The organism is Janibacter sp. YB324 (genome assembly GCF_014217915.1).
GTDB classification, from domain to species: Bacteria; Actinomycetota; Actinomycetes; order Actinomycetales; family Dermatophilaceae; genus Janibacter; species Janibacter indicus.
The window spans coordinates 2,461,364-2,474,713 of the sequence record NZ_CP060120.1; the positions used below are offsets into that span (position 1 = coordinate 2,461,364).

Here is a 13,350-nt window from a genome sequence, read left to right on the forward strand (position 1 = left end):
GTCTGGTGCAGTCACACCGAACCCCTGCCATGAGCTCTCGGTCAGCACTCCCCGCCGCCTGCGGAGTCCTCGCGGCAGGCCTCGGCACGGCCGCCGCGCACCTCGTCGCGGCCCTGACCTCCCCCGCGTCGTCGCCGGTCCTCGCCGTCGGCAGCCAGGTCATCGACGCGACCCCGACCCCGGTCAAGGAGTGGGCGGTCGGCACCTTCGGCACGGCCGACAAGCCGATCCTCATCGGCTCGGTCGCCGTCGTCTCCCTGCTCCTCGCGGCCGTCGCGGGCGCCGTGCGGCCACGCTCCCGGCTGGCCTCGACGCTGCTCCTCCTGCTGCTCACCGGCCTCGCCGGCGCGGCCGCGGTGCTGCGGCCCACCGCCGACGACCTGGCCTGGCTCCCCGCCCTCGTCGCGGCCGTCGTCGGGATCCTGACGCTCGACCTGCTCGTCGCCCGGGTGCTGCCCTCGGGCTCCGCCCACGCCGACCCCACGCACCCGACGCGACGTCGGGTCGTCGCCCTCGGGGGCACCGGCGCCGCCGCGCTGGCGATCGGCGGCTCAGGGCAGGCGCTCGTCGCCCGGTCCGCGCCGCCCACGCTCACCCTGCCGCGACCGACGCGGCCCCTGCCCGCCCTGCCGAAGGGGGTGGACGTCGGCAAGTCCGGGATCTCCCCCTTCGTCACGGCGAATGCCGACTTCTACCGGATCGACACCGCACTCCTCGCCCCGCGCGTCGACCCCGGCGAGTGGTCGCTGACGATCGACGGTGACGTGCCGCGTGAGGTGACGATGGGCATCGACGAGCTGCTCGCCACGCCCATGGTCGAGCGCGACATCACCCTCAACTGCGTCTCCAACGAGGTCGGCGGCCCCTACATCGGCCACGCCCGCTGGCTCGGCGTGCCCACCCGCGAGCTGCTCGCCCGCGCCGGACTCGACACCGACCCACGCGACCCCGACCTGCAGGTGCTCTCGACGTCGACCGACGGCATGACGATCTCGACGCCGCTCTCTGCGCTCCTCGACGACCGGGACGCGCTCGTGGCCGTCGGGATGAACGGCGCGCCCCTGCCCCGCGAGCACGGGTTCCCCGCCCGCCTCGTCACGCCCGGGCTCTACGGGTTCGTCGGCGCGACGAAGTGGCTGACCCGGATGACCGTCACCCGCTACGACGCGGCGAGCGCCTACTGGACCGACCGCGACTGGGCGACCGACGGCCGGGTGCGCACCCAGGCGCGGATCGACACCCCGCGGGCCCTGCGCCGCATCGGCCCCGGGCGCACCGTCATCGGCGGCGTCGCCTGGGCGCAGCGACGGGGCATCTCGCGCGTCGAGGTGCGCATCGACGACGGCGACTGGCAGCGCGCCACCCTCGGCACCGAGGCCGACGTCGACTGCTGGCGCCAGTGGTTCCTGCCGTGGAACGCGACCCCGGGTCGGCACGACCTCACCGTGCGCGCCACCGACGGCACGGGCGAGGTGCAGACGCGTCAGGAGGCCACTCCCTTCCCCGCCGGCGCCACCGGCTGGCACTCGATCGCCGTGACCGTGACGGACTGACCCATCCGCACGCCCGACGGCTCCGAATCCCTTGTCGCACAGCCACCCACGATGACCGGAGGCACGACATGTCCCGCATGACCACGACCCGCACCGTCGCCCTGCTCGCCGCAGCCGCGCTCCCCTTCGCCCTCACCGCCTGCGGTGACGACACCGACACCGGCAGCTCCGCGAGCTCGTCGAGCAGCTCGGAGTCGATGGGGTCCGACGACTCGATGTCCTCGTCCACCGACGCCGCCGAGGCGGGTGCTCCCTTCGGCGAGGGGTGCGCCTCCGTGCCCGAGGACGGCAAGGGCTCCTTCGACGGCATGGCGACCGACCCGGTCGCGACCGCCGCGAGCAACAACCCGCTCCTCAAGACCCTCGTCAAGGCCGTCACCGAGGCCGACCTGGCCAAGACACTCAACTCCTCGGAGGACATCACCGTCTTCGCCCCGACCGACGACGCCTTCGCCGCCATGGACCAGGCCACGCTCGACAAGGCGATGGGTGACCCCAAGGGCCTGCTGACGACCGTGCTCACCCACCACGTCGTCGAAGGCCGCCTCGCTCCCGAGGACCTCGCCGGCACCCACGAGACCCTCGCCGGCGACAAGATCACCGTCAAGGGTTCGGGCGAGGACTTCACCGTCGGTGACGCCACCGTCGTCTGCGGCGACGTGCAGACCGCCAACGCCACGGTCTACATCGTCGACTCGGTCCTCATGCCGACCGCCAAGAAGTGACCTGATCCCTCACCATGGACCTCGTGCCCCCTCCCCGTGAGCAGGACCCGCCGGATGCCCCCACAGGCTCCGCGCGGGAGCCTGCCCACGGGGGCCACGACCGGCTCGCCCACCGCCTCAAGCAGGTGGCGAAGGGGGACGAGGTCGCCTTCGCCGCCGTCTACGACGAGACAGCTCCCCGACTGCACGGTCTCGTCCTGCGGATCCTGCGCAACCCGGCGCAGTCCGAGGAAGTGACCCAGGAGGTCTACCTCGAGGTGTGGCGCCGGGCCAGCCACTTCGACCCGCGGCGCGGGTCGGCGATCGGCTGGCTGCTGACGATGGCCCACCGCCGCGCCATCGACCGGGTGCGCTCGAGCCAGGCCGCCGCGGTCCGCGACGACGGCTGGCACGCCCGCTCCCGAGAGGTCGACTTCGACACCACCGCGGAGACGGCGACGGCCCGCATCGAGGCCGCGCGGGTGCGCTCGGCCCTCGACGGCCTGACCGCCAACCAGCGCGAGGCCGTGAGCCTGGCCTACCTGGGCGGCTACACCCACACGGAGGTCGCCACCCTCCTCGACCTACCACTCGGCACCGCCAAGACACGTATCCGCGACGGACTCATCCGTCTGAGGGACCAGCTGGGAGTGACCCCATGAGCGACGACCTGCACAGCCTCTCCGGGGCCTACGCCCTCGACGCCCTCGACGCCGACGAGCGCGCCGACTTCGAGGAGCACCTCGCCCGCTGCGCGACCTGCCGCGACGAGGTCGACTCCTTCGGCACGGTCACCCCGCTGCTCGCCGAGACGGTCGCGGTCACCCCGCCGCCGTCGCTGCGGGACGACATCCTGGCCCGGGCCGCTCGGACCCGTCAGGACCCGCCACCCGCCGCGCACCGCGCACCGACCCACGCCGACGACGAGGCGGAGGTGCTCCCCCTTCGCCGGCGGGCGCGGCGCCGCTGGGTCGCCCTCGCCGCGGCTGCCGCCCTCCTCGTCGGCGGCGGTGTCACCTGGCAGGTCGTCGACCGCGCCACCACGAGCATCTCCGAGGAGGTCGCGGCGGCACCCGATGCGCGCACCCAGGAGGTCACCACCGCCGACGGCGGCACGGTCCGGGTCGTGCGCTCCGAGCGCATGGGCAAGGCCGTGCTGCGCGTCGAAGGGCTCGCCGACCCCGGCGACGGGCACGCTTACCAGGCCTGGCTGCAGGACCCCTCGGGCGCCATGACCTCCGCCGGGATGGTGCCCGGCACCGACGGCGAGATGGTGCTCGAGGGTGATGTCACCGCAGCTGAGGGCGTCGGCCTGAGCGTCGAGCCCACTGGAGGGTCCCAGCAGCCGACGACCGACCCCGTGGCACTCGTGGCGCTGGGCTGACGGACGCCGGTGACACCGGCACCCCGCCTCGGAGTAGGGTCGAGACCGTATCTGCTCCCCAATCACCGCACGAAGGGGTACGACTTCTCGTGAGCACCACTCCCGTCAAGGTCGCCGTTACCGGCGCCGCCGGCCAGATCGGCTACAGCCTTCTCTTCCGCATCGCCAGCGGGTCGCTCTTCGGCCCCGACACCCCGGTCGAGCTGCGACTGCTCGAGATCACCCCGGCCCTCAAGGCCCTCGAGGGTGTCGTCATGGAGCTCGACGACTGCGCCTTCCCGACCCTCGCCGGTGTCGAGATCGGCGACGACGCCGAAAAGGTCTTCGACGGCGTCAACCACGCGCTGCTCGTCGGTGCCCGCCCCCGCGGCCCGGGCATGGAGCGCGGTGACCTCCTCGAGGCCAACGGCGGCATCTTCGCCCCGCAGGGCGCGGCCCTCAACAAGGTCGCGGCCGACGACGTGCGCGTGACGATCACGGGCAACCCGGCCAACACCAACGCCCTCATCGCGATGAACAACGCGCCCGACATCCCCAACGAGCGCTTCAGCGCCCTGACCCGCCTGGACCACAACCGGGCGATCAGCCAGCTGTCCGCCAAGCTCGGCGTGCCGGTCACCGAGATCAAGAAGATGACGATCTGGGGCAACCACTCCGCCACCCAGTACCCCGACCTCTTCCACGCCGAGGTCTCCGGCAAGAACGCCGCCGAGGCCGTCGGCGACCAGGAGTGGCTGGAGAGCACCTTCATCCCGACCGTTGCCAAGCGCGGCGCCGCGATCATCGAGGCGCGTGGCGCCTCCTCCGCGGCCTCCGCCGCCTCGGCCACCGTCGACCACGCCCGTGACTGGGCGCTCGGCACCCCCGAGGGCGACTGGGTCTCGATGTCGGTCTGCTCCGACGGCTCCTACGGTGTCCCCGAGGGCCTCATCTCCTCCTTCCCCGTCACGGTCAAGGACGGCAAGTGGGAGATCGTCCAGGGCCTCGAGATCGACGACTTCTCCCGCGGCAAGATCGACGCCTCGGTCGCCGAGCTCGCCGAGGAGCGCGACGCCGTGACCAAGCTCGGCCTCATCAAGGGCTGACCCAGGGCTCGGCGAGGGGCCTGCCACCCCCGACAGCGCGAAGGGGGCCCGCCGCACCGTGATGGTGTGGCGGGCCCCCTTCGTCGTGCCGGTGGATGGGCGTCAGATCGGGGCCGAGACGCTCGTGTCACCGGTGCAGCCGCCGCGCCAGATCGTCTGGCCCTCCGTGTCCCAGTTCTGCCCGGGGAAGGAGCGCGCGACGCCCTTGTTGTCCTCGTAGTCGAAGGGCGGGATGATGTCGGCCGCGTGACCGTTGTCCCCGACCACGTGGTTCTTGAAGTCCCAGTTGGCATGGCCCTTGATCACGCCGTTCTTCGACGGGCTGATCACCACGTAGCCGTTGCCCGCGGTGTCGGGTGTCCCCGTCGCGTGGCAGATGGTGACGTGCTCCGCGGGCGCTGCCTGTGCGGCGCTCGTCACGACGACACCAGCGAGTCCCGCCCCCAATGAGAGTGCGCAGACAGCGAGGGCTCCCCGCCGGGCCATGCTTCTGGGATGAGTCATGACGTGAATTTACTGACCGCTGACCATTTCCGCAAGGAATATTTACGGTCGCACTCAGCGCGCGGTGAGGTCGAGGGTGAAGCCCGAGACGAGGACCGCGACACCCAGGACGACGAGGGTGATGACGTCGACGAGCGGCCCCCGCACGGCGATGCCGCCCATCGTCGACCCGCGCACGGTCACCCGCAGCAGCGCCGCGAGCAGCAGGCTCCCACCGACGCACAGGGTCGCCCGCAGGACGTGGTCGGTCGCGAGGAAGAGCATCCCGACGGCCACGCCCGCCGCGACGAGCCACCAGCCGGCGAGCGGTGAGACGTCGAGTGGCGGTCGCGCAGGGACCGTCGGCTGCTCCGGCTCGGTCATCGCAGCTGACGCTCGGCGGCCTCGACGACATTGGTCAGCAGCATCGCACGCGTCATCGGGCCGACGCCCCCGGGGTTGGGGCTGATCCACCCGGCGACCTCGGCGACGTCGTCGGCCACGTCGCCGGCGATCTTGCCGTCGACCCGGCTGACGCCCACGTCGAGCACCGCGGCGCCCGGCTTGACCATGTCGGCGGTGATGATGCCCGGCACACCGGCGGCCGCGACGACGATGTCCGCCTGACGCACCTCGGCGGCCAGGTCACGCGTGCCGGTGTGGCAGGAGACGACGGTGGCGTTCTCGCTGCGGCGGGTGAGGATCAGCCCGAGCGGACGGCCGACGGTGATCCCCCGACCCACGATCGCGACGCGTGCGCCGGCGATCGGCACGTCGTGGCGGCGCAGCAGCTCGATGCAGCCCATCGGGGTGCACGGCAGCGGGGCCGGCTCGCCGAGGACCAGCCACCCGAGGTTGGTCGGGTGCAGCCCGTCGACGTCCTTGGCCGGGTCGACCGTCGAGAGGATCCTGTTCTCGTCCAGGCCGGTCGGCTGCTGCACGAGGAAGCCCGTGCAGGCCGGGTCGTCGTTGAGCCCGCGCACGACCTCGAGGACCTCGTCGAGGGTCGCGGTGCCCGGCAGGTCACGGCGGATGCTCGTGATGCCGATCTCGGCGCAGTCCTTGTGCTTCGCGGCGACGTACCACGAGCTCCCGGGGTCGTCGCCGACGAGCACGGTGCCAAGACCGGGGGTGATCCCCTGGTCCTTGAGCGCCGCCACCCGCGTGGCGAGCTCGGTCTTGATCGACGCGAGCGCCGCCTTGCCGTCGAGGATCTGTGCAGTCACGGATCTCATCCTTTCACGAGGGTCGAGGGGTCGGGTGCGGTCCGCGTGGGGCGGGCGAACCACCCGGCGACGGTGGCCGCGGCCAAGGTCACGCCGGCTCCGAGGGCCATGACGAGGGTGACCTCGTGGCCGGCCGTGGGCACGGCCAGATCGATGGCCAGGGCCGAGAGGATCTGTCCGCTGAGCAGGGCCAGACCGAAGACGAGCACACCCAGGTGCTGCACGGCCCACGCGGCCACGGCGATGAAGACCACGCCGATGCAGCCGCCCCACCACGCCCACCACGGCACGCCGGCGAAGGACACCGGCTCATAGGCACCACGCAGCCACTGGACGCCGAGGAAGACGACGAGAAAGGCGGTGCCGGTGAGGAAGTTCTGCCCCGTCGTCGCAAGGACGTCACGGCTGACGAGGTTGACCCGGCCGTTGACCCCCTGCTGCATCGCGAGGCCGGCGCCGGCCACCACCGCGAGGACGACGGGAAGGGGGGAGAGTCCACCTTCGCCCAGGGAGCCGGAGACGGTCACGCCCACGCCGGCGACGGCGAGGACGGCCGCGATCACCCGGCTGGGCAGGATCGGGCGGCGTCCACCGGGACCGATCCCGAGCCGGTCGACGAGCAGGCCGGTGGCCGTCTGGCCGGCGACCGTCGCGACGGTGAAGATCGCGACGCCCACGAGCGGCACCGCCGCGGTCTGGATGGCGACGAAGAACCCGCCGCCGACGCCGCCGAGGCACTGCCACCAGCGCAGCCGCTCCTCGCGAAGGGCAGCGGCGATGCGGCCGATGCCGCGACGGACCCGGGCCGACAAGAGCGTCGCGAGCCCAAGCAGGACCAGCCCGGAGCCGAAGCTCCACACCGCCGCCTGCGCGGGCGCGCCGAGCACCGACGAGACCTCGCCGTTCATCCGCGACTGGGCCGACATGCCCCACCCGCTGGCGAAGGCCAGGATGAGCGCCAGCCGGTACCGGCTCGCGGGCGCCCGGGGGGCGTCAGTGGGCAAAGTGGCGGGTACCGGTGAAGTACATCGTGATGCCCGCGGCCTGCGCCGCAGCGACGACCTCGTCGTCGCGGACGGATCCACCGGGGGCGACGACGGCGCTGACGCCGGCGTCGAGCAGCACCTGCAGCCCGTCGGCGAAGGGGAAGAAGGCGTCCGAGGCGGCGACAGCCCCCTTCGCCCGCTCCTCGCCGGCCCGGCTCACCGCGAGGTGGCAGGAGTCGACGCGGTTGACCTGGCCCATGCCGATGCCGACCGAGCCCTGGTTCTTGGCGAGCAGGATCGCATTGGACTTCGTCGCGCGCACCGCGCGCCAGGCGAAGGCGAGGTCGGCGAGGGTCGCCTCGTCGGCGGCCTCACCGGTGACGAGCGCCCAGGCGCTCGGGTCGTCGCCGTGGCCCTGCGTCGGCTTGTCGTCCCCCGTCGCCTCGACGACGCCGTCGAGGGCATCGCGCTGCTGGACGAGCAGGCCACCTGAGACCGGCCGGGTCTCGACGCCGCCCGGGGCAGGAGTCGCGACCTTGAGCAGGCGACGGTTCTTCTTCTCCTTGAGGATCTCCAGCGCGTCCGGCTCGAAGTCGGGCGCGACGACGACCTCGGAGAAGGTGTCGTTGAGGGCCGTGGCCATCGCCGCGGTCACCGGGCGGTTGGTCGCGACGATGCCGCCGTAGGCGGAGACGGGGTCGCACGCGTGGGCGCGCTCGTAGGCGACCTCGATGCTCTCCCCCACCGCGATGCCGCACGGGTTGGCGTGCTTGATGATCGCCACGGTCGGCTGGTCGCCGTGGTCGTGGGCGGCGCGCAGCGCGGCGTCACCGTCGATGTAGTTGTTGTACGACATCTCCTTGCCGTGCAGCTGCTCGGCGCCGGCGATGCCGCCCCCGCCCTCGGAGACGTACAGCGCGGCGGCCTGGTGCGGGTTCTCGCCGTACCGCAGGCCGGACTTCTTGGCCCACGTGCCACCGACCCAGCCGGGGAAGGGCGTCTCGTCGCTCGTGCTGACGACCGAGCCCATCCACGAGGCGACGGCCACGTCGTAGGTGGCCGTGTGGACGAAGGCGTCGGTGGCCAGGCGCTGGCGCTGGGCGAGGGTGAAGCCGCCACCGCGCACCGCCTCGAGGACGTCACCGTAGGTCGTGGGGTCGGTGACGATCGCGACGGAGGCGTGGTTCTTGGCCGCGGCGCGCACCATGGTCGGGCCGCCGATGTCGATCTTCTCGATGCAGTCCTGCACGCCTGCACCGGAGGCGACGGTGTCGGCGAAGGGATAGAGGTTGACGACGACGAGGTCGAAGGGGGCGACTTCCAGCTCCTCGAGCTGCCGCACGTGGTCCTCGAGCCGGGTGTCGGCGAGGATGCCCGCGTGGACCCGCGGGTGGAGCGTCTTGACCCGGCCGTCGAGGCACTCGGGGAAGCCGGTGAGGTCCTCGACCTTGGTCACCGGCAGGCCGAGACCGGCGATCGTGGCGGCCGAGCCGCCGGTCGAGACGAGCTCGACGCCGGCGTCGGCGAGGCCGCGGACGAGGTCCTCGAGGCCGGTCTTGTCGAAGACGGAGACGAGGGCACGGCGGACGGGACGACGGTCTGACACGAGTACTCCTGGAGATCTGCTGCGGTGCGGCGGGTGCACCCAGGCGGGCGATGCACCCCGACTCTCACTCCCCGGTGGTGATCCACCTTCGCCAGTCGTGTGCCCCCGAGTCTACGGGCTCAGCCGATGTGCACCCGTCGTCCCTCGACCCGCCAGCCGCCGGTGGCCATGGCGGTGACGACGTCGACGAGCATCTCGCGCTCGACGACCTTGATCCGCTCGTGCAGCGTCTCCTCGGTGTCGTCGGGCGCGATCGCCACGGTGCGCTGCTCGATGATCGGCCCGGTGTCGACGCCGGAGTCGACGAGGTGGGCGGTCGAGCCGGTGACGGTCACGCCGTACGCGAGGGCATCGCGCACCCCGTGGGCACCGGGGAAGGCGGGCAGCAGCGCCGGGTGGGTGTTGACGAAGGTGGCGGCGGCCAGGGCCTGCGGCCCGAGGATCTTCATGAAGCCGGCCGTGACGACGAGGTCGGGCGCGTGCTCGGCGATGCGGGCGGCCAGGGCCGCGTCCCACGCGCCGCGGTCGGCATGGTCACCCACCGCCTCGACGAAGGTCTCCACCCCGGTCGACCGCGCGCGCTCCAGGCCGGTGCACTCCTTGTCGGCGCCGACGGCGACGACCTGCGCGGGCAGGGTGCCCGCGGACTGGGCGTCGAGCAGGGCCTGCAGGAGAGACCCGGAGCCGGAGACGAGGACGAGGAGACGAAGGGGGGCGCTCACCCCGCGAGTCTAGGTCGCGTGGGTGAGCGCCCCTCGTCGTCCCGGGGACGAGACCCGTCGTCGACGTCAGACGAGCGTGTACCCGCCGGTGCTGATCGTGAATCCCTGGCCATCGACCGTGCACCGCACGTGCTCCCGGGTGCTCGTGCACCGGGCGCCACCGACGTTGAGGCTCTTGCCATAGGGCAGGACGGCCTGCCCTATGCCCGCGGTGCCGAAGGACTCCTGCCACCACAGCCGCGCCTGCTCGGAGTCGGCTCTGCCGGTGGCGACGACGTCACTCACGCAGCCGACCTGCGCACCTCCGTCACTGCTCACGTGCATGCTCGTGCCGGTGTCCCACTCGCAGTCGGCGGCGACGTCATCGGCGACGGGGAAGGTGGCGCCGACGAGGTCGCACCGCACCTGGGTGGTGCCCATGGCGGTCATGTGACAGCTGATCCTGCCGCTCGGCGAGACGAAGAGCGCTTCGGAGTCCCGGGTCGTCAGCTCGTCGCCGCCGCCCGACGGTGCGGACGCGTTGGCATCGGGCGGCACGGTCCCGGGTTCGCTCGGATCGGTCGGCGCCGCGGAGGGCCCGCTGCTGCTGGGCGCGGCCGGGGCCGCGGTCGACGTGGCGCTCGCGGTCGGGGAGGCAGTCTGCGTCGTCGTCGCCGAGGTGGTCGTCTGCGAGCGCTCGGTCACCGTGGTCTGCGACGCCGGGTCGCCGGCCTGGTCGGAACCGCCACAGGCTGCGAGCGAGAGCGCGGCGATGGCGGCGGCCGCCACGGTCATGATCGGTCGGGTCCTGCGGTTCATCGGAGTGCCCCTGTCCTGCGGCTCCCCCTGCGGGGCCGCTCACCCCAGCAGACGGTCGGAGCCGCGATCCGGTTGCATCACGAGTCGGTCACGCACCCCGGGACCGACTCCGGCGGGACGAAGGGGGATCCGCTCAGCGGCGCAGGACCCACCAGTCAAGGGCGAGCACGGCCAGGGCGCCCAGCCCCAGCTCGAGCAGCAGCACGAGCATGAGCGGCAGCGCGGGAGCACCGAGGTTGCTCAGGCGCACCGCACCGATCGAGCCGCCGCCGAGACCGTCGAGCACGGCCACCCCGACGGCGGCGACGAGGACGGCGGTGGCGACGGCCGCGAGCTTGGCCTGGGTGGGGGCCAGGCGCGGCACCTCGCGGAGGGCCCAGCGGGCGACGAGGACCCCGACGACCACGGGCAGCAGCACCAGGAGCCGGGTCACCCACGGCAGGTCACCGGGCTGGGGCTGGGCGGCGAGCACGGGCACCATCGGCAGCAGCCCGGCCTCGGCCCCCGACCAGGTGGTCATCGCCCCGCCGGCGGTGGCGACACCCGGGCCGGCGGCGAAGGACAGCGCCCAGATGCCGAGGTTGGGCAGCAGCAGCAGCTGGAGGAGCACGAGGAGCAGGCCGCCGAAGAAGCCGGCCTCGAGCTCGGACTGGATGTGCCCGACCCGGCCCAGGTGGATCGCCGTCGCGACGACGACGAGCAGGGAACCCATTCCGACGAGGGTGGCGGCCCCCTTCGCCCCGGGCCGCAGGCCACGACGCAGCGCGAGCGGCGCGCTCGCCCACCGCTCGGCGACCGGCTCGGGCAGGCCGTGCGCGAGGAGCAGGCCGAGGACCGGCACGACGACGAGGGGCACGGGCAGGCTGGCCCAGCCGGGAGCGGCCGGGGACAGCAGACCGAGCAGTGCGGCGACGAGACCGAAGAGCGCGTAACCGCCGACCCAGGCGCCCTGCAGCCGCGGCTCGGACTCGTCGGGCAGACCGCGACGGGCGCCCCACCGGGCGAGCAGCACGAGCAGGAGGGTGCCGAGCAGCGGGGTGAGGGCGAGGACGCCCTCGCCCACGTGCAGGCGGCCGCCGCCGAGGACGAGCCACAGCAGGCTGCCCGAGCCGAGCACGTCACCGAAGCTCGCGGTGGCCCGCGGTACGGCCAGACCGGCGAGGACGACGAGCAGGACGGTGACGCACCACCCGGCGGCCGCGGTCGCCGCGCCGACCCCCGCAGCCCGCACCTCGGGCCGCTGGCGGGTAGCGTCGTGCCCGGTCGTGGCCGACCGGATCATCTCCATCACCGTCACACCCCCATCGTCACCGACGACGCGGGGCCGGTGGTGGAGGCAAGCCGAGGCTCGGCAAAAGATTTCGGGATCGGGGGCAACCGAGTGCCCCCCTGACGCGTCTGGAGGGGTGAATGAAGGGAGGCGAAGCATCGGCGGAGGCCGAGTTCGACGACTTCTACCGCTCCACGGCGCAGCGCGTCGTGCACCTCGTCTATGCCTCGACGGGCGACCTCGAGCTGGCTCGGGACTCCACCCAGGAGGCCTTCGCCAGGGCGTGGCAGCGGTGGGACCAGGTCCGCGCCACGGACGAGCCGGGCGCCTGGGTACGAACCGTGGCACGCCGCATTGCGATCTCCGCATGGCGCAAGGACACCAACCGGACCACGGCGATGGAACGCCACGGCGAGGGCTCCGCCCCCACCGCTCCCAACGAGGACCGCGTGGCGGTCGTGGCTGCCCTGCGCACCCTCGGTCCGGACGTGCGCGAGACGCTCGCCCTGCACTACCTCACCGACCTCTCCGTGGAGGAGATCTCCCGCCAGACCGGCACCCCGCCGGGCACCATCAAGGCGCGCCTGCACCGCGGGCGCGCGCAGCTCGCCAAGATCCTCGCCGACAAGGAGGCCCACGATGACTGACCGTCACGACCCGCCGTGGGACCCCGAGGACGACGAGCTGGTCCGGGCGGCGCTCATGTCGCTCATGGACGACGTCCGCGACGAGCCGCTGCCCGAGCCCGCCTTCATCCGCGCCCGGGCCGAGGGCTCGAGGGACCGGGAGCACGACGCCACCGGCACCGTCGTCGAGCTCGGCCGCCGCCGGCGCCGGACCTTTGCGGTCGTCGCCGGCGTGGCCGCCGCCGCACTCGTCGCGACCTCGGCCGCGGTGATCGTCGTGGACCGACCCGGCACCGCACCCGCCGGCACCACGACCGTCACCGCCACCGACGATGCGATCGCCCTGCTCGACTCGCAGGAGTGGAGCGCCGCGCTCGGGCTCGACGTGACCAGCACCCGTTCGTCGGCCGACCCGCAGGGCCAGTGCTTCCAGACCCCCGAGAGCGGGTCCTGGGACCGACGCGTCTCCACGCTCGCCGACGGCCGGGTCATCGCCGGGCAGTGGATCGGCACCTCGACCACGAGCACCGACGCCCCGACCGACGCGGTCGACGAGGCCGTCGCCCGCTGCGAGGAGACCTACACCGTCTCCTCGCGCATCACCGAGCAGCTGCCGCTCACCACCGGCGACGCGAGCTACCGCTCGTGGCACGCCACCGGCCCCGACGGCTCGACCTACTGGTGGGTCGAGGCCTCACGAGGTCGCACGACGACCTTCCTCACCGTCGCCGAGGTCGACGGCATGACCTACTCGAGCGACGAGATGCGCAACCTCGCCAAGGCCGCGCTGGGCGACGTCGACCTGGTGACCGACACCGGCTGGATGCCGGGTGACGGCGTCAGCACGACGACCGGCCCGGACGGCGCCGAGATCACCTACTGACCGCAGCGACAGCCGCGGCGATGC

The 13,350-nt window shown here is 73.0% G+C and carries 15 protein-coding genes and 1 riboswitch; of the genes, 7 read left to right on the forward strand and 8 right to left on the reverse strand.

The features are described 5' to 3' along the window. Positions 1–29: 29 nt before the first annotated feature. From H7A72_RS11995 to H7A72_RS12015, 5 genes are all read left to right on the forward strand, one after another. Positions 30–1,553 (forward strand): molybdopterin-dependent oxidoreductase, encoded by a 1,524-nt coding sequence (locus H7A72_RS11995; protein WP_185220674.1) that lies wholly within the window; start codon positions 30–32, stop codon positions 1,551–1,553. Between the two features lie 68 nt (positions 1,554–1,621). Further along, positions 1,622–2,278, forward strand: coding sequence for a fasciclin domain-containing protein (locus H7A72_RS12000; RefSeq protein WP_185220675.1), 657 nt, complete (start codon positions 1,622–1,624; stop codon positions 2,276–2,278). A gap of 14 nt (positions 2,279–2,292) precedes the next feature. Further along, complete coding sequence (sigK, locus tag H7A72_RS12005) at positions 2,293–2,919, forward strand: ECF RNA polymerase sigma factor SigK (RefSeq protein WP_185220676.1); 627 nt, start codon at positions 2,293–2,295, stop codon at positions 2,917–2,919. Then, positions 2,916–3,641, forward strand: coding sequence for an anti-sigma factor domain-containing protein (locus tag H7A72_RS12010; protein ID WP_185220677.1), 726 nt, complete (start codon positions 2,916–2,918; stop codon positions 3,639–3,641). The genes sigK and H7A72_RS12010 overlap by 4 nt, the downstream gene beginning before the upstream one ends. Positions 3,642–3,730: 89 nt before the next feature. Continuing rightward, positions 3,731–4,726, forward strand: coding sequence for a malate dehydrogenase (locus H7A72_RS12015; RefSeq protein ID WP_084450263.1), 996 nt, complete (start codon positions 3,731–3,733; stop codon positions 4,724–4,726). A gap of 102 nt (positions 4,727–4,828) precedes the next feature. Here the strand turns inward: H7A72_RS12015 and H7A72_RS12020 are convergent, their stop codons facing one another. From H7A72_RS12020 to H7A72_RS12055, 8 genes are all read right to left on the reverse strand, one after another. Beyond that, positions 4,829–5,146 (reverse strand): hypothetical protein, encoded by a 318-nt coding sequence (locus H7A72_RS12020; RefSeq protein WP_185220678.1) that lies wholly within the window; start codon positions 5,144–5,146, stop codon positions 4,829–4,831. A gap of 138 nt (positions 5,147–5,284) precedes the next feature. Next, positions 5,285–5,593 (reverse strand): DUF3017 domain-containing protein, encoded by a 309-nt coding sequence (locus H7A72_RS12025; protein WP_185220679.1) that lies wholly within the window; start codon positions 5,591–5,593, stop codon positions 5,285–5,287. Beyond that, positions 5,590–6,435 carry a bifunctional methylenetetrahydrofolate dehydrogenase/methenyltetrahydrofolate cyclohydrolase gene (locus tag H7A72_RS12030; protein ID WP_185220680.1) on the reverse strand — a complete coding sequence of 282 codons (846 nt, stop codon included), beginning with the start codon at positions 6,433–6,435 and terminating at the stop codon, positions 5,590–5,592. Before H7A72_RS12030 ends, H7A72_RS12025 begins: the two co-directional genes overlap by 4 nt. Positions 6,436–6,440: 5 nt before the next feature. Next, positions 6,441–7,439, reverse strand: coding sequence for a DMT family transporter (locus H7A72_RS12035; RefSeq protein ID WP_185220681.1), 999 nt, complete (start codon positions 7,437–7,439; stop codon positions 6,441–6,443). Further along, positions 7,429–9,027 carry a bifunctional phosphoribosylaminoimidazolecarboxamide formyltransferase/IMP cyclohydrolase gene (gene purH / locus H7A72_RS12040; protein WP_185220682.1) on the reverse strand — a complete coding sequence of 533 codons (1,599 nt, stop codon included), beginning with the start codon at positions 9,025–9,027 and terminating at the stop codon, positions 7,429–7,431. The genes H7A72_RS12035 and purH overlap by 11 nt, the downstream gene beginning before the upstream one ends. Before the next feature lie 30 nt (positions 9,028–9,057). Then, a riboswitch (ZMP/ZTP riboswitch) is annotated at positions 9,058–9,136 on the reverse strand. A gap of 10 nt (positions 9,137–9,146) precedes the next feature. After that, positions 9,147–9,749, reverse strand: a complete 603-nt coding sequence (gene purN, locus H7A72_RS12045; RefSeq protein ID WP_185220683.1) for a phosphoribosylglycinamide formyltransferase — start codon at positions 9,747–9,749, stop codon at positions 9,147–9,149. Between the two features lie 66 nt (positions 9,750–9,815). Continuing rightward, positions 9,816–10,547: a hypothetical protein gene (locus tag H7A72_RS12050; protein WP_185220684.1), complete on the reverse strand. Its 732-nt coding sequence runs from the start codon at positions 10,545–10,547 to the stop codon at positions 9,816–9,818. 133 nt (positions 10,548–10,680) lie between these two features. After that, complete coding sequence (locus H7A72_RS12055) at positions 10,681–11,835, reverse strand: DUF6350 family protein (RefSeq protein ID WP_223277916.1); 1,155 nt, start codon at positions 11,833–11,835, stop codon at positions 10,681–10,683. A gap of 122 nt (positions 11,836–11,957) precedes the next feature. Here H7A72_RS12055 and H7A72_RS12060 point away from each other — a divergent pair, with 122 nt between their 5' ends. After that, positions 11,958–12,464 (forward strand): RNA polymerase sigma factor, encoded by a 507-nt coding sequence (locus H7A72_RS12060; RefSeq protein WP_072625269.1) that lies wholly within the window; start codon positions 11,958–11,960, stop codon positions 12,462–12,464. Then, positions 12,457–13,326, forward strand: coding sequence for a hypothetical protein (locus H7A72_RS12065; RefSeq protein WP_185220686.1), 870 nt, complete (start codon positions 12,457–12,459; stop codon positions 13,324–13,326). Before H7A72_RS12060 ends, H7A72_RS12065 begins: the two co-directional genes overlap by 8 nt. Positions 13,327–13,350 lie beyond the last annotated feature (24 nt).